Genomic DNA, 18,818 nt, shown 5'->3' with positions numbered 1-18,818 from the left:
GGGCTCCACTATTCGGACTCTGGTGCGGTGGTGTTCGGCCCCCCGAACAAGTCACCTGATTGTGATGGTGGCCCGTCTGTTGCGGTCGATGGCGCTGCGAGCTGCAACTCGAACGCTGTGCGGGCCTCATGGTTGAGCATGCCGACCCAGCCGGACAGCTCGGGGTCGATGCTGTATTTGACGCGCATGGCGTCACTGACCTGCCGGCGAGCGCGCTCGAAACCTTCGCGCTCAGCAGGCGTCAATTCCGCCAGCCAGTCAGGAAAACGAAGGCGCCGCCGGTGTGTAGCTCTCTGCGCGGCGAGCCGCTGACGATCGGCTGCGTGGCGTTGGGCGGCTTCTTGTTGTTCGATCGCTCGCCGACGAAGCTCCTGCTGCTCCAGTTGAAGGCGCTCGACTTCCAACTGATCGATGAAGCGCTGCGTGTTGTCCACGAGCATCTGACGCTCGGCCTCGGTCAGCGCGCGGCCTTCGGAAGTGCCATAACGCGGCGTTGATGCGCCTTGGTCGAGATGGCCGTAGAGTTGCTTGAAGCAGTCCGATCCGAGCACCCTGAGTCCGGCACCGTCCTGAACAACATGGATGCGACGATAGACCGAATGACCGCATGCGGCGCAAAGCACGCGGTCTTCTTTGGGAACCTCGACGACGGTCAGAAGGGCGGCGCCGGTCATCGCGTCAATCGGCGGTGACTTTGATCTTACCGGTGACGGAGGCGGAGATCAGGGCAGTACGGCGCTCTTGCAACAAGTCAATGGTGCGTTCAGCCTCGGCAGCGAGAAGATCAAAGCGAGCAGTTTGATCGGCAATGCATGCGACTATATCCCGCTGCTCTTGCTCTGGAGGTAGAAAAACTGGGAGACCAAGAAACGAGTCTGGCTCCAACCTCCATTGCGCCGGTCTGATGCCGTTCGAAATGCTGCGGTAGACGGTGACCATTCGTTGAGATCGGAGAAGCAGGTGTAGAAAGGGCGGAAACTCTCGATGGCGGGGAGTGAATACGACATAGTCGGGGCTTGTTATTCCTTCCAGATCAGAGATGCCGAGAGATCCTTGCCACGCCTTCATCTTGTTTACGACGAGATCACCGGGATTCACGAGTTGATAAGCGCTCAAATCCTCAGGCGTCTTATTCATGTTGTCGTCACGCGAATCCTTCAAGATCACTCCGTAGTCGCGATAGACGGATAGTACGGACTTCCCATCTTGGTTTTGTCTCTTTTCCTGTCGAAACAGAACGCGGAGCCGGACCATCCCCCAATGCTTCGGCACCTTCCCCAGCCACTGCGCTCCGGAGTCCTTCATCGGCACCGTCGGATCAAGCCCCTTGGTTACGGCATGGGAAATGACGCCCTGGCGCTTCTCCTTGAGTAGCGCGATGAGCTTTTGCTGCTCGGAGACCAGCGCATCGATCTTGGCGGTTTCGCGGTCGAGGAAGGCTGCGATGGCAACTTGGTCCGTGACTGGTGGTTTGGGAAGTCGAAACTTGCGCAGTTGCTCGCCCGTTAGATGCGCAATCGTGGACGATCCGCCGAGATCAAAAACACCCGTCTTTGCCGCCCACAAGAGCGTGAAATACATGAACGTCGTGTTCTCGTCTGCTTCTAGTGCGCGGAGGCGATGGAGAGCTTTTTGGAAGCCAACAGCATCATCCAGAGCAGGTACCACAGCCGCTCTGCCAACCTCGCCGCCCTCACAAACGAGCAGGTCCCCTGCCTTGATTGTGTAGCGGTCATATTCGTCCTCCCGGATGTCCATTACAGGCAGGTCGTCGAGGTTGATCATGCCCCACTGGACATCAACGTTGCGCACGTACGGAACTAGATGGTTGCCTGTGATTTTCGAACCATCAAGCATCTTTCCAAGTTCAGACGAGTAGCGCATGTACAGGGATGGCGCAACCCAACTCGTCGGTATCTCCCCCAGCCATGCGATCCCGCTGTCCTTGTACTCTGGGTACCGCGGAAAGCTCATGCCGTGAGCCCCTTAATCATTTCAAGGATGCGGTCCGTGGTCAGTTTGAGCTCGGCATCGATGTCCGCCAATGGCCGCGGCGGTTGGAACACGTAGAAGTACCGGTTGAACGGAATCTCGTAGCCCACCTTGGTCTTGTCGTGGTCGATCCACGCATCTGGCGCATGGGGCAGCACCTCGCGCTTGAAGTACGCTTCTACATCTTCGCCGAGCGGCACATTCTCGGTGTCGCGCAGCGCGGAATCGGATTGCGGCTTGCCCTTGAGCTTGCCGCGCTCACCGAGCACTGGCTTGCCATCGGCATCGCGCAGCGGACGCTCCACGGTGATCGTGCGGTAGCCGAAGTCTTCGTTCTTGAAGATGCGGCTGATCGGCTTGCCGTCCTGCTCGGCTTCCACGAAATCACCGAACAGGCGTGTGATCCGGTCGATGTGGTCGTCGCTCAGTTCCCTGCGCTTGGACCCGAGGCTCTTGCGCATCTTCTGCCAGTAGCCCGACGCGTCGATCAGTTGCACCTTGCCCTTGCGCGCCGCTGGCTTGCGGTTGCTGACGATCCACACGTAGGTGCTGATGCCGGTGTTGTAGAACATGTCCGTCGGCAGGCCGACGATGGCCTCGCACAGGTCATTCTCCAGCACGTAGCGGCGGATGTCGCTCTCGCCGCTGCCTGCGCCGCCGGTGAACAGGGGTGAGCCGTTGAGCACGATGCCGAATCGGCTACCACCCTCGGCCGCCGGGCGCATCTTGGACAGCAGGTGCAGCAGGAACAGCATTGAGCCGTCCGACACCCGTGGGAGGCCGGGGCCGAAACGGCCGTTGAAGCCCTGCTGCTCGTGCTCCTTCCGAACTTCCTTTTCGACCTTCTTCCACTCGACGCCGAAGGGCGGGTTCGACAGCATGTAATCGAAGCGCTTGTGCGCGTGGCCGTCGTCGCTCAGGGTGTTGCCGAAGGCGATGTTCGCCACGTCCTGGCCCTTGATCAGCATGTCGGCCTTGCAGATCGCGTAGGACTCGGGGTTGAGTTCCTGGCCCGACACGGTGAGACGGGCTTGTGGGTTGTGCTCGGCCAGGTACTCGCCGGCCAGCGTCAACATGCCGCCGGTGCCGGCCGTCGGGTCGTAGATGGTGCGCACGACGCCCGGCTTGCTCAAAATCTCATCGTCCTCAATGAAGATCAGGTTCACCATGAGGCGTATGACTTCGCGGGGTGTGAAGTGCTCCCCGGCCGTTTCGTTGCTCAGTTCCGCGAACTTGCGGATCAACTCCTCGAACACGTGACCCATCTGCGCGTTGCTCACGCGGTCGGGGTGCAGGTCGATGTTGGCGAACTTTTCGGCCACTTGGTACAGCAACTTGGCCTTGGACAAGCGATCGATCTGGGCCTGGAACTCGAAACGCTCGAACACGTCGCGCACGGCGGGCGAGAAGCCCTGGATATAGCTGTAGAGGTTCTGGGCGATGTGGTCCGCGTCGCCGAGCAGCACCTTCATGTCCATCGGCGACGTGTTGTAGAAGGTATGGCCGGCCTCGCGCAGTAAGAACGGCTCTGGATTGAGCCCTTCCTTCAGTCTTCTGGTGTTCTGCTCCAGAACCGCGGGTTTGGTCGGGTCCAGCACGCAGTCGAGGCGCCGGAGAACCGTGAAGGGCAGGATGACCTTGCCGTAGTCGGATTGCTTGTAGTCGCCGCGGAGGAGGTCGGCGACGGACCAGATGAACGAAGAGAGGGCTTGCTGATTCATTCTTGTAGGAAGCGGGTTTCTGTATGCCCGTGGGAGTCTACGAGGCAAGCGTCGCGCGGACGGTAAGGTGAATCACTCGAAGCGAGGGGCGCCGCAAAAAATCCTCTTACATCGGCCGTTACATCGCCAAAGAAAAAGGCCCTGACGCTATCAAAACGATAGCATCAGGGCCTTATCTGTATTGGTGCCGGAGAGATGAATCGAACACCCGACCTTCTCATTACGAATGAGCTGCTCTACCAACTGAGCTACACCGGCTAAGCCCGCGATTATAGCGGCTCGTGATAGCCCGTCAGCCGCTCGACCTCGTTCCTCGATCCCAAAACCACAGCCACCCGCTCGTGCAGCTTGCCCGGCTCCAGGTCGAGAATGCGCTGGCGTCCGTTCGTCGCGGCGCCGCCGGCCTGCTCGACCAGCCAGCTCATGGGATTGGCCTCATACATCAGGCGAAGCTTGCCGGCCTTCTCGGGCTCGCGCTTGTCCCAGGGGTACAGGAAGACGCCGCCGCGCATCAGGATGCGATGCACGTCGGCCACCATGCTGGCGATCCAGCGCATGTTGAAGTCCTTGCCGCGGGGGCCATCCTTGCCGGCCAGGCATTCGTCGATGTAGCGCTTCACCGGCGCATCCCAATGCCGCATGTTGCTCATGTTGACGGCGAATTCCTTGGTGTCCGCCGGAATCCGGATGTCCTCCTGCGTGAGCATGAAGGAACCCTGCTCGCGGTCCAGCGTGAACATCGCGACGCCATTGCCCACTGTCAGCACCAGCGTGGTCTGCGGGCCGTAGATGCAGTAGCCTGCCGCCACCTGCTTGCTGCCGGCCTGCAGGAAGTCGGATTCCTGCACGCCGGGGGAGCCTTCGGGCTTCTTCAAAACGCTGAAGATGGTGCCGATGCTGACGTTGACGTCGATGTTGCTCGAGCCGTCCAGCGGGTCGAACAGCAGCAGGTACTCGCCCTGCGGATAGCGGTTGGGCACCACGTAGATGCTGTCCATCTCCTCGCTGGCCATGGCCGCGAGGTGGCCGCCCCATTCGTTGGCCTCGATCAGCACCTCGTTGGCGATGATGTCGAGCTTCTTCTGGACCTCACCCTGCACGTTCTCGCTCTCGGCCGAGCCGAGCACGTTGCCCAGGGCGCCCTTGTTGACGGCCTGGCTGATGCCCTTGCAGGCGCGCGCCACCACTTCGAGCAACAGCCGCAACTGGCCCGGGATGAGGCCGTCGGCGCGCTGCTGTTCGATCAGGTAACGGGTGAGAGAAATGCTCTTGGGCATTCAGTGACTCCAGATGGGGATTGTTGTTTATGCAGCCAGCGCGCGGGTGACTACCTCGTGCGTGTCCTTGCTGAGATCGGGCTTGGCGGCGACGCGCATGATGGCTTCGCGCGCGGCGCTGCGGTAGGGCTCCGCCAACTTGCTCCAGCGGTCGAGTGCGCGGGCGAGCCGGGCGGCGACTTGCGGGTTGATGGCATCGAGCTCGATCACGCGCTCGCTCCAGAACACGTATCCCGCGGCATCGGGGCGGTGCAGCGCACCCGGGTTGGCGTTGCAGTAGCTGAAGATCACGCTGCGCGCGCGGTTCGGGTTCTTGAGCGAGAAGTCGGGGTGCTTCATCAGCTGTTTGACCAGCGGCAGGATGTCGCCGCCGCGGTCGGGCGCGCCGGCCTGCAACGAGAACCACTTGTCGATGACCAGCGCCTCGTTCTTGAAGATCGCGTGAAAGCGCGCGAGGGCCTGTGCCGCCAGCGCGTGGCCGGAGGACACCAGTGCGTGCAGCGCGTTGAAGCGGTCGGTCATGTTGCCCGCGTCCTTGAAGCGCTGCAGCGTCTTGCCCGGCCAGACCGCGTCGCCCGTGGCGCGCGCGGCCAGGCAGAGGTAGGACAGTGCGAGACCGGCCAGGGCACGGCGGCCGGAGGAGCGCGGGTCGGGGCTGTAAGGCCCGGTCTCGCGGTGTTGCTCGTAAGCCTGCTCCCAGTCGGCGAAGAGGCCGGCGGCGAGCTGGGCGCGCATGGCCTCTCGCACGAGGTGCACGCGCTGCGGATCGACCACCTCCAGCTGCTCGGCGATGTAGGTTTCCGAGGGCAGCGTGAGCACCAGTTCCTTGAAGGCGGCATCGAGTGCGGGGTCGCGCAGCACGCGGCGCATGGCCTGCAGGTAGGCGTCGTCGAGCGGCGCTTCGTTCGCGCCCACGACCGGCGCATGGATCGCGCGGATCGCGGCGCGCAGCGCCAGCCGCTGGGCGGCCTCCCAGCGGTTGAAGGGATCGGTGTCGTGGGCCAGCAGCGCGAGCAGCTGGGCATCGCTGTAGTCGTATTCGAGGATCACCGGGGCGCTGAAGCCGCGCAGGATCGAAGGCACCGGCTCGGCGTCGACATTGACGAAGGTGAACTCCTCGTCCGCACGCGTGAGCACGAGGGTGCGCGTGCCACCGGTCGGAGCTTCGTCGCCGGCCAGCTGCAACGCCAGCTCGCGCCCGTCGGGTCCGAGCAGGCCGAGGTTGACCGGGATCACGAAAGGTTCCTTGAAGGGCTGGCCCGGCGTCGGCGGGCAGCTCTGCACGAAGCTCAGGGTGTAGGTGCGCTGCGCCGCGTCGTACACGCCGCGCGCCGCGAGGCGAGGCGTGCCGGCCTGGCCGTACCAGCGCTTGAACTGGGGCAGGAGGCGCGCCAGCTCGGAGTCGGGGTTGGCATCGGCGATGGCCTGCGCGAAGTCGTCGCAGGTCACGGCCTGGCCGTCGTGGCGCTCGAAGTACAGCGTGATGCCGCGCGCGAAGCCCTGGCGGCCGACCAGCGTCTGCATCATGCGCACCACCTCGGCACCCTTCTCGTAGATGGTGACGGTGTAGAAGTTGCTGATCTCGATGTAGCTGTCGGGCCGCACCGGGTGCGCCATCGGGCCCGCGTCTTCGGGAAACTGGGCGGTGCGCAGCACCCGCACGTCTTCGATGCGCTTGACCGCGCGGGCGGAAGGCTCGGCGCACAGGTCCTGGCTGAACTCCTGATCGCGAAATACCGTGAGGCCTTCCTTCAGCGAGAGCTGGAACCAGTCGCGGCAGGTCACGCGGTCGCCGCTCCAGTTGTGGAAGTACTCGTGGCCGACCACGCTCTCGATGTTGCTGTAGTCGGCATCGGTGGCGGTGGCCTGGTTGGCCAGAACGTACTTCGTGTTGAAGATGTTCAGGCCCTTGTTCTCCATCGCGCCCATGTTGAAGTCGCTGGTGGCGACGATCATGAAGCGGTCCAGGTCCAGCGGCAGGCCGAAGCGTGCTTCGTCCCAGGTCACGGAGTTGACCAGCGAGGCCATGGCGTGCTCGGTCTTGTCGAGGTCGCCGGCGCGCACGTAGACCTGCAGCAGGTGCTCCTTGCCGTTGCGCGCCCTGATGCGCTGCTCGCGCGCCACCAGCTTGCCGGCCACCAGCGCGAACAGGTAGCTGGGCTTGCGGAAGGGATCGACCCACTTGGCGTAGTGGCGGCCCTCGGGCAGCTCGCCCTGCTCGACCAGGTTGCCGTTCGACAGCAGCACGGGGTAGGCGGACTTGGCTGCGCGGAGGGTCACCGTGTAGCTCGCCATCACGTCGGGACGGTCGAGGAAATAGGTGATGCGACGGAAGCCCTCGGCCTCGCACTGGGTGAAGAAGGTGTCCTCGCTCACGAACAAGCCCATGAGCTTGGTGTTCTTGGCGGGCGCGCAGGTGGTGAAGAGCTCGAGCTCGAAGGCGTCGGGCAGGTTGTCGATCACCAGCTGGTCGGCTTCCATGCGGAAGGAGGCGCCCTGGCCGTCGACGAGCACGCGCGCAAGGTTGAGCTCGTCGCCGTCCAGGCGCAGCGGCTCGGGCGCAAAGTCCGGGTTGCGCCGCAGCCGCATGCGGTTGAGCACGCGCGTCTTGGCCGGGTCCAGGTCGAAGGTCAGGTCGACGGTGTCGATCCAGTAGGCGGGAGCACGGTAGTCCTCGCGGCGGATCGCCACGGGCTCGGCTTGGGCATCACGCAGGTGCATCGAGAGTCTCCTGGGAATTTTGGTGTTGTGCTGCCTGCATCAGACGCCTTGCTTGAGCGAGGCCTCGATGAAGGCATCGAGGTCGCCGTCGAGCACCTTTTGCGTGGCGGAGATCTCGACGTTGGTGCGCAGGTCCTTGATGCGGCTGTTGTCCAGCACGTAGCTGCGGATCTGGTGGCCCCAGCCGACGTCGGTCTTGCTGTCCTCCAGCTTCTGCTGCTCTTCCTGGCGCTTGCGCATCTCGTGGTCGTACAGGCGCGAGCGCAGGCGCTTCCAGGCCACGTCGCGGTTGCTGTGCTGGCTGCGGCCGTCCTGGCACTGCACCACGATGCCCGTCGGAATGTGCGTGAGGCGCACCGCCGAGTCGGTCTTGTTGATGTGCTGGCCGCCGGCGCCGCTGGCGCGGTAGGTGTCGGTGCGCACGTCGGCGGGGTTGATCTCGATCTCGATCGAGTCGTCGATCTCGGGGTAGACGAAGATGCTGGCGAAGCTGGTATGGCGCCCGCCCGAGGAGTCGAAGGGCGACTTGCGCACCAGGCGGTGGACGCCGGTCTCGGTGCGCAGCAGGCCGAAGGCGTAGTCGCCCTCGACCTTGATGGTGGCGCCCTTGATGCCGGCCGTGTCGCCGGGCGTCTCGTCCTCGATCTGGGTCTTGAAGCCCTTGCGCTCGGCGTACTTCAGGTACTGGCGCAGCAGCATGCTGGCCCAGTCGCAGGCCTCGGTGCCGCCGGCGCCGGCCTGGATGTCGATGAAAGCGTTGAGCGGATCGGCCGGATTGTTGAACATCCGGCGGAACTCGAGCTGCTTGATGTCTTCTTCGAGCGAGGCGGCGTCATCGGCGATGGCCTGCAGGCCATCCATGTCGCCTTCCTCCTTCGACATCTCGTAGAGCTCGGTGCTGTCCGAAAGCCCGCTGGTGAGCCGGTCGAGCGTGACGACCACGTCGTCGAGCGCTTTCTTCTCCTTGCCCAATTCCTGGGCCTTCTTCGGGTCGTTCCAGACCGCGGGATCTTCGAGCGATGCGTTGACCGTCCTCAGACGTTCGGCTTTGGCATCGTAGTCAAAGATACCTCCGTAGGTCGACGGTCCGGGCGCTCAGGTCCGCGAGGGTTGCGCCGATTTGATTGATTTGCTCTGCATCCATGGGGAATCCTGACGGTGTTCGGGGAAAACCGGGGATTTTCTCACGCCCGGCCAGGCCTATCGGCCGGCCCTGCCGGCGTCAAGGAATGCCTCGATCAGCGCCGCCACGCGGGCCGGCTGGTCGTGGTGCAGCATGTGGCCCGCATCCTCCACCCGTTCCATGCGCACGTCGCGCACCGATTTCAGGCGCTCCTGGAAGTCGGCCAGGGTGTAGCGACCCTTCCACCAGTGGTCCAGGCTGTCGTCCGAAGCCACCACCGCCAACACCGGGGCGGCGATGGCGGCGTAGAGCGCCAGCGCCTCGTCGACGCGGAACAGGTTGGCGTTGATGATCTTGTGCGCCGGGTCGCCAAGGATCTCCCAGCGCTCGCCGCCTTCGGCCTGGGAGCGCGCCACCGACCAGTGGCCGGCCAGCCAGTCGGCCTTGTCCTGCGAGAGGCGCGGGTTGGTCTTCATCAGCCGCCGCGCGACGCCCTCCGGTCCGGAGTAGCTGGCCAGTGCCATCTCGCCGCGGTGCAGGCGCTTGAGCTGGTCGATCCACTTGCCGTAGCGCCCGGGCGCCTCGGCGGGCTGCAGGGGCGCCATGCCGAAGCCCTCGAGGTTGACCAGGCGGTGCACCCGCGTCGGCCGCACCCCGCCGTACTGCATCGCGATATTGCCGCCCATGCTGTGGCCGACCAGGTCGACGGGCGTGTCGCCGGCATAGTGGTCGAGCAGCCAGTCGAGGTCGGCCAGGTAGTCGGGCAGCCAGTAATTGTCGACCGCGCCGCCATCGGTCAGGCCGAAGCCGCGCCAGTCGGGGGCGATCACCTGGCGCTCCTCGGCGAGGGCGTCGACCACGAACTGCCAGGAGGCGGCCACGTCCATCCAGCCGTGCAGCAGCACCAGGGGAGGGCGCGCCGGCGACGGCGTCCCCCAGAGGCGGACGTGGTAGCGCAGGTTGCGGATGGGAACGAACTCGCTGCGGGAGGGGCGGAGGGATTGGTACATGGCCGATCGATGATACGGAGGAGGGCCGGGCCGCGCAGTCCGCCGGCGGACAGCAGGCCGGCGCGGTAGTCGCTAGCATCCTCGCATGCAAAAAATCCAACTCGGGCAGAGCGATCTGCGCGTCACGCCGGTCTGCCTCGGCACCATGACTTTCGGCGAGCAGGTGGACGAGCCCACCGCACACGCCATCCTCCACCGCGCCCTCGAGCGCGGCATCGACTTCATCGACACGGCCGAGATGTACGCCGTGCCGGCCCGCGCGGAAACCTTCGGCGCGACCGAGACCATCATCGGCAACTGGTTCGAGAAGAACCCCGGGGTGCGCGGCAAGATCGTGCTCGCCACCAAGGTGGCCGGCCCCTCGCGCGGCATGCCCTGGGTGCGCGAAGGCAGCGGGATGACGGCGGCCGACATCGCGGCCTCCTGCGAGGGCAGCCTCCGCCGCCTGAAGACGGATGTGATCGACCTGTACCAGATCCACTGGCCCGAGCGCCATGTGCCGGCCTTCGGCAACATGTATTACGACCCGGCGCGCGAGACCTCGCGCACGCCGATCCACGAGCAGCTCGAGGCGCTGGCCGGCCTGGTGAAGGCGGGCAAGGTGCGCGCCATCGGCCTGTCGAACGAGACGCCCTACGGCGTGCACGAGTTCGTGCGGCTGGCCGAGCAGCATGGCCTGCCGCGCGTGGCGACGGTGCAGAACGTCTACAACCTGCTGAGCCGCGGCGTCGAGAACGGCCTGGACGAGACCCTGCACCGGCTCGGCGTCTCGCTGCTGGCCTATTCGCCGCTGGGCTTCGGCCTCCTGACCGGCAAGTACGACGAGAGCGGCATCACCGGGCCCGGAGCGCCGAAGGGCGCGCGCATCGCGCGCTACGAGTCGGTGCGCAAGCAGCGCTGGGGCCGGCCCGAGTCTTTCGAGGCCGCGCGCCGCTACAACGCGCTGGCGCGCGCGATCGGCATGACGCCCACGCACTTCGCGCTGGCTTTCTGCCACAGCAAGTGGCAGGTGGCGAGCACCATCATCGGCGTGACCTCGCTGGCCCAGCTCGAGGAGGACCTCGACAGCTGGGACAAGCGGTTGCCGCCCGACGTGCTGGCCGAAGTCGACAAGTTGCGCTGGGAGATGCGCGACCCCGCGATTTGAGTCGGGCCTGCGTGCGGCTGCTCGGCGCGAAACGGTGCAGTGCGCGCTGGCAGAATAGCCGGCCGGTCCGGCGGCCCCTCGGCCGCATGACCCGTCTGGAGATACCGTGAGTTCCTACCTGCCTTCGTTGATTGCGATCGTCCTGTCCTATCTGCTGGGCTCGTTGTCCTTTGCCATCATCGTCAGCAAGGCGCTGGGCATGTCCGACCCGCGCAGCTACGGCAGCAAGAACCCGGGCGCGACCAATGTGCTGCGCTCGGGCAACAAGGGCGCCGCGCTGGCGACACTGCTGCTGGATGGGGTCAAGGGCTGGCTGCCGGTCTTCCTGATCCATCACCTGGGCGAGCCCTATGGCCTGGGGGCGGGAACCGCAGCGCTGGCCGGCCTGGCGGCCTTCCTGGGGCATCTCTATCCGATCTTCTTCGGCTTCCAGGGCGGCAAGGGGGTGGCCACGGCGGCCGGCGCGCTGCTCGGCATCGAGTGGCTGCTGGGGCTTGCCACCGGCACCACCTGGCTGATCATCGCGGTCTTCTTTCGCTATTCCTCGCTGGCCTCGATCGTGGCCGCCTTCTTCGCGCCGGCCTACTACCTGATCGGCGGCGGCATCGCCTGGCCGCTCACCCGCGAGGTGCTGCTCGCCCTGATCGCGATCAGCCTGTTGCTGATCTGGCGGCATCGGGAAAACATACGCCGGCTCGCGGCCGGCACGGAGTCCCGGCTGGGCTCCAAAGCCAACACTTGAGAAACAAGGCAACCATGGCCCAACTTCAACGCTTCCACGTCGGTCCGCGCCTCTCCGAGATGGCGATCCACAACGGCACCATCTACCTCGCGGGCCAGGTGCCCGACGACACCACGCAGGACATCCGCGGCCAGACCGCGCAGGTGCTGGCGATGGTCGACCGCCTGCTGGCCGAGGCCGGCAGCGACAAGGCGCGCATCCTGATGACGCAGATCTTCCTGGCCGACATCGGCGACATCACGGCGATGAACGAAGTGTGGGATGCCTGGATTCCCGCCGGCAACACGCCGCCGCGCGCCACGGTGCAGGCGGCAATGGCCAATGCGGCCTACAAGATCGAGATCGTCGTGACCGCGGCTGCGGCCTAGAAGCGCTTTTCCAGGACCATCTGGTCGCTATCGCGCCGCATCGAGAAGCGGCTGATGAAGCTGTTGCCCAGCAGCACGTAGGGCATGGGCTGCTGCGACACGATGGCCTCGACCTCGTAGACCTCGACGTCGCCCACCCGCACGGAGTTCAGCCGCACCCGCCAGCCCTGGGCGACGCCATTGGCGGTGTTGACGCGCACCGGCTGTCCCTTGCTGAAATCGAGCCCGATGCGCTGCGCGTCCGCCGCCGAGAGTGCGACGGTGGTGGCGCCGGTATCGAGCATGAAATTGACGCTGCGCCCGTTGATCGCCCCCTGCGTCACGAAGTGCCCGCCGCTCGAGACCGGCAGCACGATGCGCGTACCGCCGCCACCGCCGCCGCCGTTGCCGCCGATGCTGACGGGCTGGTCCATCCGCAGCGCCACGCGCTTGCCGCCGGCTTCCACCGTGGCCTGCTCGGCCGCCATCGACAGCAGCTTGACGCCCTGGAAGGTCTCGCCCACCGCCACCGTCTTGGGCGCGCTGCCGTCGACGATCAGGATGGCGCGGCTGCCGATGGTGCCGGTGAGCATCACGGACTGGGCATAGCTACCCGCACAGACGGCCAGGCTCGTGATTGCAATGGCCAGGCGCGCGAGTCGTCTTGCCCCGGGATTTTTGGGGGAACGCCACGGAACCGGCTTTGCCGGGCCGTCGGTGTTGCCGCCGGCGAGGGGGTTGGCGGCCACACGAAGTGGGCGAGCCTGGGGGTGGTCCATTCAATCGCGGAAGTTGTTGAAGGACAGCGGCATGTCCGGCACGTCCTTCTTGATCAGCGCCATCGCGGCCTGAAGGTCGTCGCGCTTGGCGCCGGTCACCCGCACCGCATCGCCCTGGATCGCGGCCTGCACCTTGAGCTTGCTGTCTTTGATCAGGCGCTGGATCTTCTTGGCGGTCTCGCTCTCGATCCCGCTCTTGACCTTGATCACCTGCTTGACCTTGTCGCCGCCGATCTTCTGCACATCGCCCTTGTCGAGAAAGCGCACGTCGACGCTGCGCTTGGTCAGCTTGTTGCGCAGGATGTCCTCCACCTGCACGAGCTGGAATTCGGCATCGCCGACCAGCGTGATTTCCTTCTCCTTGAGCTCGACCGAAGCCGCGGTTCCCTTGAAGTCGAAGCGCGTGCCGATTTCCTTGGCCGTGTTTTCCACGGCATTCTTGACTTCGGGCAGGTTGGGTTCGCAGACGGTATCGAAAGACGGCATGGACTCTCCTCTGAATCACACGGTGTGAATGCGACAATTCTCCCATGATCGTGGAGCACAACGTACCGCTTCAGCAGCACAACAGCTTCGGCATCGTCGCGCGCGCCCAGCACCTGGTGCGCATCGCGAGCGAGGCCGACGTGGCCGCGCTGCTGGCCGACCAGGCCTGGGGCGGCGCACCCAAGTTCGTGCTCGGCGGCGGCAGCAACATCGTGCTGACCGGCGACGTCAAGCCGCTGGTGCTCAAGGTGGAGATCAAGGGGCGCCGGTTGGTCGAGGAGACGCCGCGCGCCTGGGTGATCGAGGCGGGTGCCGGCGAGGTCTGGCACGACACGGTGCGCTGGATGCTCGATCAAGGCTTGCCCGGCCTGGAGAACATGGCGCTCATCCCGGGCACCGTGGGCGGCGCGCCGGTGCAGAACATCGGCGCCTACGGGGTCGAACTGCAGGACCGCTTCGATTCGCTCGACGCCATCGACCTCGCGACCGGCCGCGCCTTCACCCTCGATGCGGCGCAGTGTGCCTTCGGTTACCGCGACTCGGTCTTCAAGCACGCGGCCGGCGGCGTCAACGGCTTCGGCCTGGCGGGCCGGGCGCTGATCACGCGGGTGCGCTTCCGGCTGCCGCGGCCCTGGAAGCCGGTGCTGGGCTACCTGGACCTGGAGCGCAAGATGGCCGAGACCGGCAACTCCACGCCCAGCCCGACCGAGATCTTCGACTGGATCTGCGCCATCCGCAGTGCCAAGCTGCCGGACTGGCGGGTGCTCGGCAATGCCGGCAGCTTCTTCAAGAACCCCACCGTCACCCCGGAGCAATGCGCCGACATCATCGCGCGCGACCCGAAGATCGTGCACTACCCGATGGCGGACGGCAGCATCAAGCTGGCCGCCGGCTGGCTGATCGACGCCTGCGGCTGGAAGGGCAAGACCGTCGGCAATGCCGGCGTCTACGAGAAGCAGGCGCTGGTGCTGGTCAACCGCGGCGGCCCGGCGCACCCGGCGACCGGCGGCGAGGTCATGACCCTGGCCAAGGCCATCCAGACCAGCGTGTACGAGCGCTTCGGCATCCGGCTGGAGCCGGAACCCGTGGTCGTGTGACGGAGCTGCTGCAGCTCAACTTCCGGCGCCGCATCCAGGCGTTGTCGTGGAGCCGTCGGCTGTCGTGGGTGGTGGGGATCGTGGCCGTGCTCTATTGGCGAACGGGCCGGGGCGCTGTTCGCTGCCATCGGCTGCGGTGGCGGATGGCGATTGATACGGTCGCAAGGGCGGCCGCGCATCCGCACGCAGAGGGCGAGCGTCCTCTGCGCACGGCTGACCGATTTCAGTCCGCGTCGTTCTTCAGCTGCGGCAGCGACGCGCCCTGGCCGGCGGAGAGCAGGCCCACCTGCGTGTAGATGCCCAGCTTCTCGCGCGTATCGACGATGTCGAGGTTGCGCATCGTGAGCTGGCCGATGCGATCGGCCGGCGAGAAGCTCGATTCGCCCTTTTCCATGGTCAGGCGCTCGGGCTTGTAGGTGAGGTTGGGCGACTCGGTGTTCAGGATCGAGTAGTCGTTGCCGCGGCGCAGCTCGATGGTGACCTCGCCCGTGACCGCACGCGCCACCCAGCGCTGTGCCGTCTCGCGCAGCATGATGGCCTGCGGGTCGAACCAGCGCCCCTGGTAGAGCAGGCGGCCCAGGCGGCGGCCGTGGTCGCGGTACTGCTCGATCGTGTCTTCGTTGTGGATGCCGGTGACCAGTCGCTCGTAGGCGATGAAAAGCAGCGCCAGGCCCGGTGCCTCGTAGATGCCGCGGCTCTTGGCCTCGATGATGCGGTTCTCGATCTGGTCGCTCATGCCCAGGCCGTGCCGGCCGCCGACACGGTTGGCTTCCAGCAGCAGCTCGACCAGGCTGGGGAATTCGACCCCGTTGATCGCCACCGGGCGGCCTTCCACGAAGCGCACCGTGACTTCTTCGCGCTTGACTTCGACCTCGTCCTTCCAGAAGGCGACGCCCATGATCGGCTGCACGATCTTCATGCCGCTGTTCAGGTGCTCCAGGTCCTTGGCCTCGTGCGTGGCGCCGAGCATGTTGGAGTCGGTGGAGTAGGCCTTCTCGGCCGACATCTTGTAGGCGAAGCCGGCCTTCTGCATGAAGGCCGACATTTCTGCGCGGCCGCCCAGTTCGTCGATGAAGGTCTGGTCCAGCCAGGGCTTGTAGATCTTGAGTGCCGGGTTGGTGAGCAGGCCGTAGCGGTAGAAGCGCTCGATGTCGTTGCCCTTGTAGGTGCTGCCGTCGCCCCAGATGTTGACGTCGTCCTCTTTCATGGCCGCGACCAGCATGGTGCCGGTGACGGCCCGGCCCAGCGGCGTGGTGTTGAAGTAGGTCAGGCCCGCGGTGGTCACGTGGAAGGCGCCTGCCTGCAGGGCGGCCAGGCCTTCGGATGCGAGCTGCGTGCGGCAGTCGACCAGCCGGGCCTTCTCGGCGCCGTAGAGCATGGCCTTGCGCGGGATCTCCTCGTAATCCGGCTCGTCGGGCTGGCCCAGGTTGGCGGTGTAGGCGTAGGGGATGGCGCCCTTGTTGCGCATCCAGTGCAGCGCGGCGCTGGTGTCCAGGCCGCCGGAGAAGGCGATGCCGACCTTCTGGCCGGCGGGAATGTTTTGAAGGATGGTGGCCATGTGGTTCGAATCCCGGTTCAGCCGAAGTGGCAGATGTAGCTGTAGGGCTCGCCGCTCACGCGGATCTGGAAGCTGGAATTGCCGGGCACGCTGAATTGATCGCCCACGCCCGAGGCCACCCATTCGCTGCTGCCCGAGAGCAGGTATTCGCAGCGCCCGCCCGTGCCTTCCATGATCTCGGGCGCGCCGGTGCTGAAGGTGAGGGTGGAGGGCAGGATCACTCCCACCGACTTCTTGCTGCCATCGGCCAGCGTGAGGCTGTGGCTCACGCACTTGCCATCGAAGTAGACGTTGGCCTTGGTCGAAACCGTGGCGCTCTGGAGGGATTCGGTAGTGCTCATCTCGAAAAAGGGCCTGGCGCCGGCGTTCGGCCACCGGCCGCACGCCCTCGCAAAGGCGCACCCGTGCAATGGTTGGAAAGGCGGTGATTTTAGGCCGGGCCGCCAGGCCGGCCCGCAGCGCTCAGCGCCAGTGGCCGCGCCAGCCGCGCGAATAGCCGAAATTGAGCGACAGCCCGACCGGTGGATAGACGTAGGGTGCAGGGTAGTACGCAGGTGCCGGTGCCACATAGACCGGCGGCGGGTAATAGACCGGCGCCGGCTGCACGTACACCGGTGCCGGGGCATACGCCGGTGCATACGCCGGGGCGCCGCCGGAGACCACCACGCCCTGCTCGGGCGTCACGTTGTTCCATTCGGGGCGCGGGCCGCCGTCCACGGGGCCGCCGGCGATCTCGGGCTGCGGTGAAACGGGGGAGGTGGTGGCAACGCCGTAGTCGCCCAGCTCGATCGGGATGCTGGCGCCGGGGCGCGTGTCGGTGACGGTGGTGTATTGGCGGCCCGCATACTCGTAGGTGACGTTGTATCGGGTGTTGCCCGTGGTCTCGTGCGAGGGCGTGACGGAGACCACGCGGGCCCAGACCTGTTCCGCCTGGGCCATGGATGCGGTGCCGGCCAGGGCGGCCATCAGGGAAAGGGCGGCAATGCTGCGAATGGTTTTTGGATGGGTGCGCATGTCAAGACTCCTGAGGATGGGGCGCGGGGCCCTGAACCTGTTCGACGCGATCCCGGTCCCCCGGGTTCAACCGTTTACACAGTGTGGCTTTTCCACTCGGCGGCATCGAACCCCGTGGTAACGCCAGTCCGCGCGCCCCAGTTGACCACCGGGCGCTTGATCAGGCTGGGGTTGGCGAGCAACGCGGCGCGGGCCGAGGCGGCATCGAACACCGAGGCGCGGGTCGCGTCGTCCAGCTTGCGCCAGGTCGTGCCGCGGCGGTTGACCAGGGCCTCCCAGCCGGGCGCGCGCAGCCACTGGTCGAGCTCGGCCTCGGGCACGCCCTCCTTCTTGAAGTCGTGGAAACGATAGGCGATGCCGTGTTCATCGAGCCAGGCGCGGGCGCGCTTGACGGTGTCGCAGTTGGGAATTCCATAGAGCGTGGTCATCCCGCGATGATGCCCGCGCGGCGAGTGGGCGACAATTCCGGGCTCCATGAAAAGCCTCGCCGACTGGCTCGCACACGCCGAGCACCTGCACCCCAAGAACATCGACCTGGGGCTCGAGCGCGTGCGCGCGATGGCCCAGAAGCTCGACCTTGGTTTCGACTGCCCCGTGATCACGGTGGCCGGCACCAACGGCAAGGGCTCGACCTGCGCCATGCTCGAGTCCATCCTCATGCACGCGGGCTACCGCACGGCGGTGTTCACCTCGCCGCACCTGGTGCACTTCGAGGAACGCCTGCTGCTCTCGGGCGAGGCCGTGAAGGCCGAGGCGCTGGCGACGCACTTCGAGGCGGTGGAGCAGGCGCGCGGCGACATGGCCTTGACCTACTTCGAGTTCACCACGCTCGCCCTCCTGCTATGCACGGCCGCCAGCAAGCCCGACGTCGCGATCCTCGAGGTCGGCCTGGGCGGGCGGCTGGACGCGGTCAACGTGGTCGATGCCGACTGCGCCATCATCACCAGCATCGACCTCGACCACATGGAGTTCCTGGGTTCCGATCGGGAAAGCATCGGCTTCGAGAAAGCCGGCATCATGCGCGCCGGCCGGCCCGTGATCGTGAGCGACCCGATGCCGCCGCAGAGCGTGATCGCGCATGCGGAAGCCGTCGGCGCCGATCTCTGGCGCGTGGGTCGCGACTTCAACGTCTCGGGCGACAAGCAGCAGTGGGGCTGGAGCGGCCGCGGGCGACGCTACAGCGGACTGGCCTATCCGGCGCTGCGCGGCGCCAACCAGCTGGTCAACGCGGCCGGCGTTCTGGCGGCGCTGGAGGCCCTGCGGCCGCGGCTGCCGGTCACGGCGCAGGCGGTCCGCATCGGGCTGGCCTCGGTCGAATTGCCGGGGCGCTTCCAGATCGTGCCCGGCGAGCCGGCCCTGGTGCTGGACGTGGCGCACAACCCGCACGCCGTGGCAGCCCTGGCCGAGAACCTCGACGCCATGGGCTTCTACCCCACCACCCACGGCGTGTTCGGCGTGATGGCCGACAAGGACCTGGCGCCGATGTTCGCGCGCATCGGCCCGATGATCGACCGCTGGTACTTCACCGACCTGCCGACCCCGCGCGCCGCCAAGGCCGCCGATCTGCAGGCGCGCTGGCAAGCGCAGAACACGCGCGCGGATGCCTCGGCGAGCGCGCATGCCGGCCCCATGGAAGCCCTGCAGGCGGCCATCGATCGTGCGGACCCCGCTGATAGAATCGTCGTCTTCGGATCGTTCTTCACAGTGGGTGGTGTGCTCGAGCACGGAACACCTCGTCTGCGGGCTCGGCACCTGTCGCCGAACTCCTGATTGGCCTGATTTCCGGCGCCTTTTTTCAACTCAC

The 18,818-nt window shown here is 65.9% G+C and carries 18 protein-coding genes and 1 tRNA gene; 5 read left to right on the top strand and 14 right to left on the bottom strand.

Translation table 11 applies throughout. The features are described from left to right. Positions 1-8: 8 nt before the first annotated feature. The 8 genes from AC3A6Y_RS14435 to AC3A6Y_RS14400 form a co-directional block, all read right to left on the bottom strand. Complete coding sequence (locus AC3A6Y_RS14435) at positions 9-674, bottom strand: hypothetical protein (RefSeq protein WP_487868899.1); 666 nt, start codon at positions 672-674, stop codon at positions 9-11. A gap of 4 nt (positions 675-678) precedes the next feature. Beyond that, positions 679-1,974, bottom strand: coding sequence for a restriction endonuclease subunit S (locus AC3A6Y_RS14430; protein WP_487868898.1), 1,296 nt, complete (start codon positions 1,972-1,974; stop codon positions 679-681). Further along, positions 1,971-3,713 carry a type I restriction-modification system subunit M gene (locus tag AC3A6Y_RS14425; RefSeq protein WP_487868897.1) on the bottom strand — a complete coding sequence of 581 codons (1,743 nt, stop codon included), beginning with the start codon at positions 3,711-3,713 and terminating at the stop codon, positions 1,971-1,973. Before AC3A6Y_RS14425 ends, AC3A6Y_RS14430 begins: the two co-directional genes overlap by 4 nt. 182 nt (positions 3,714-3,895) lie before the next feature. Next, positions 3,896-3,971, bottom strand: a tRNA-Thr gene (locus AC3A6Y_RS14420). 11 nt (positions 3,972-3,982) lie between these two features. Continuing rightward, on the bottom strand, positions 3,983-4,990 hold the full coding sequence (locus AC3A6Y_RS14415; protein ID WP_487868896.1) for a class 1 fructose-bisphosphatase: 1,008 nt from the start codon (positions 4,988-4,990) through the stop codon (positions 3,983-3,985). A 27-nt stretch (positions 4,991-5,017) separates the two neighbouring features. Further along, positions 5,018-7,711, bottom strand: a complete 2,694-nt coding sequence (gene pepN, locus AC3A6Y_RS14410) for an aminopeptidase N (protein ID WP_487868895.1) — start codon at positions 7,709-7,711, stop codon at positions 5,018-5,020. A 39-nt stretch (positions 7,712-7,750) separates the two neighbouring features. After that, positions 7,751-8,855, bottom strand: a protein-coding gene (gene prfB, locus AC3A6Y_RS14405) for a peptide chain release factor 2 (RefSeq protein WP_487868894.1) whose coding sequence is annotated in 2 segments (ribosomal slippage) — positions 7,751-8,773 and positions 8,775-8,855 — 1,104 coding nt in all. Because the reading frame shifts where the segments join, the coding sequence is not laid out codon by codon here. Positions 8,856-8,911: 56 nt separating this feature from the next. Continuing rightward, positions 8,912-9,844 (bottom strand): alpha/beta fold hydrolase, encoded by a 933-nt coding sequence (locus tag AC3A6Y_RS14400; protein ID WP_487868893.1) that lies wholly within the window; start codon positions 9,842-9,844, stop codon positions 8,912-8,914. A gap of 85 nt (positions 9,845-9,929) precedes the next feature. Here AC3A6Y_RS14400 and AC3A6Y_RS14395 point away from each other — a divergent pair, with 85 nt between their 5' ends. The 3 genes from AC3A6Y_RS14395 (at position 9,930) to AC3A6Y_RS14385 (ending at position 12,101) form a co-directional block, all read left to right on the top strand. Continuing rightward, a complete protein-coding gene (locus tag AC3A6Y_RS14395; protein ID WP_487868892.1) occupies positions 9,930-10,991 on the top strand; it encodes an aldo/keto reductase in 1,062 nt (353 codons plus the stop codon). A 106-nt stretch (positions 10,992-11,097) separates the two neighbouring features. After that, entirely contained in the window at positions 11,098-11,733 is a 636-nt protein-coding gene (gene plsY / locus AC3A6Y_RS14390) for a glycerol-3-phosphate 1-O-acyltransferase PlsY (RefSeq protein ID WP_487868891.1), read from the top strand. Positions 11,734-11,747: 14 nt separating this feature from the next. Then, positions 11,748-12,101 (top strand): RidA family protein, encoded by a 354-nt coding sequence (locus AC3A6Y_RS14385; protein WP_487868890.1) that lies wholly within the window; start codon positions 11,748-11,750, stop codon positions 12,099-12,101. Here AC3A6Y_RS14385 and AC3A6Y_RS14380 read toward each other — a convergent pair. Together AC3A6Y_RS14380 and AC3A6Y_RS14375 are read right to left on the bottom strand one after the other, a co-directional pair. Further along, on the bottom strand, positions 12,098-12,673 hold the full coding sequence (locus tag AC3A6Y_RS14380; protein WP_487869057.1) for a retropepsin-like aspartic protease family protein: 576 nt from the start codon (positions 12,671-12,673) through the stop codon (positions 12,098-12,100). The genes AC3A6Y_RS14385 and AC3A6Y_RS14380 overlap by 4 nt on opposite strands. A 186-nt stretch (positions 12,674-12,859) precedes the next feature. Further along, complete coding sequence (locus AC3A6Y_RS14375; protein ID WP_309963848.1) at positions 12,860-13,345, bottom strand: YajQ family cyclic di-GMP-binding protein; 486 nt, start codon at positions 13,343-13,345, stop codon at positions 12,860-12,862. Positions 13,346-13,389: 44 nt separating this feature from the next. Here AC3A6Y_RS14375 and murB point away from each other — a divergent pair, with 44 nt between their 5' ends. After that, positions 13,390-14,442 (top strand): UDP-N-acetylmuramate dehydrogenase, encoded by a 1,053-nt coding sequence (gene murB / locus AC3A6Y_RS14370; protein ID WP_487868889.1) that lies wholly within the window; start codon positions 13,390-13,392, stop codon positions 14,440-14,442. A gap of 223 nt (positions 14,443-14,665) precedes the next feature. Here murB and argG read toward each other — a convergent pair whose 3' ends face one another. The 4 genes from argG to AC3A6Y_RS14350 all read right to left on the bottom strand — a co-directional run bounded on the left by argG (position 14,666) and on the right by AC3A6Y_RS14350 (position 17,442). After that, positions 14,666-16,000 carry an argininosuccinate synthase gene (argG, locus tag AC3A6Y_RS14365; RefSeq protein ID WP_487868888.1) on the bottom strand — a complete coding sequence of 445 codons (1,335 nt, stop codon included), beginning with the start codon at positions 15,998-16,000 and terminating at the stop codon, positions 14,666-14,668. Positions 16,001-16,017: 17 nt separating this feature from the next. Next, positions 16,018-16,341: a pyrimidine/purine nucleoside phosphorylase gene (ppnP, locus tag AC3A6Y_RS14360; RefSeq protein WP_487868887.1), complete on the bottom strand. Its 324-nt coding sequence runs from the start codon at positions 16,339-16,341 to the stop codon at positions 16,018-16,020. 121 nt (positions 16,342-16,462) lie between these two features. Beyond that, positions 16,463-17,014, bottom strand: a complete 552-nt coding sequence (locus AC3A6Y_RS14355) for a hypothetical protein (protein WP_487868886.1) — start codon at positions 17,012-17,014, stop codon at positions 16,463-16,465. 74 nt (positions 17,015-17,088) lie between these two features. After that, on the bottom strand, positions 17,089-17,442 hold the full coding sequence (locus AC3A6Y_RS14350) for an ArsC family reductase (protein ID WP_487868885.1): 354 nt from the start codon (positions 17,440-17,442) through the stop codon (positions 17,089-17,091). Positions 17,443-17,476: 34 nt separating this feature from the next. Between AC3A6Y_RS14350 and folC the strand changes: the two genes are divergently transcribed. After that, positions 17,477-18,784 carry a bifunctional tetrahydrofolate synthase/dihydrofolate synthase gene (gene folC / locus AC3A6Y_RS14345; RefSeq protein WP_487869056.1) on the top strand — a complete coding sequence of 436 codons (1,308 nt, stop codon included), beginning with the start codon at positions 17,477-17,479 and terminating at the stop codon, positions 18,782-18,784. Positions 18,785-18,818 lie beyond the last annotated feature (34 nt).

It is taken from the genome of Variovorax sp. Soil_C_17 (assembly GCF_057657265.1).
Note: the sequence above shows the minus strand (reverse complement) of the source record. Positions and strands in the feature narration are given on the sequence as shown.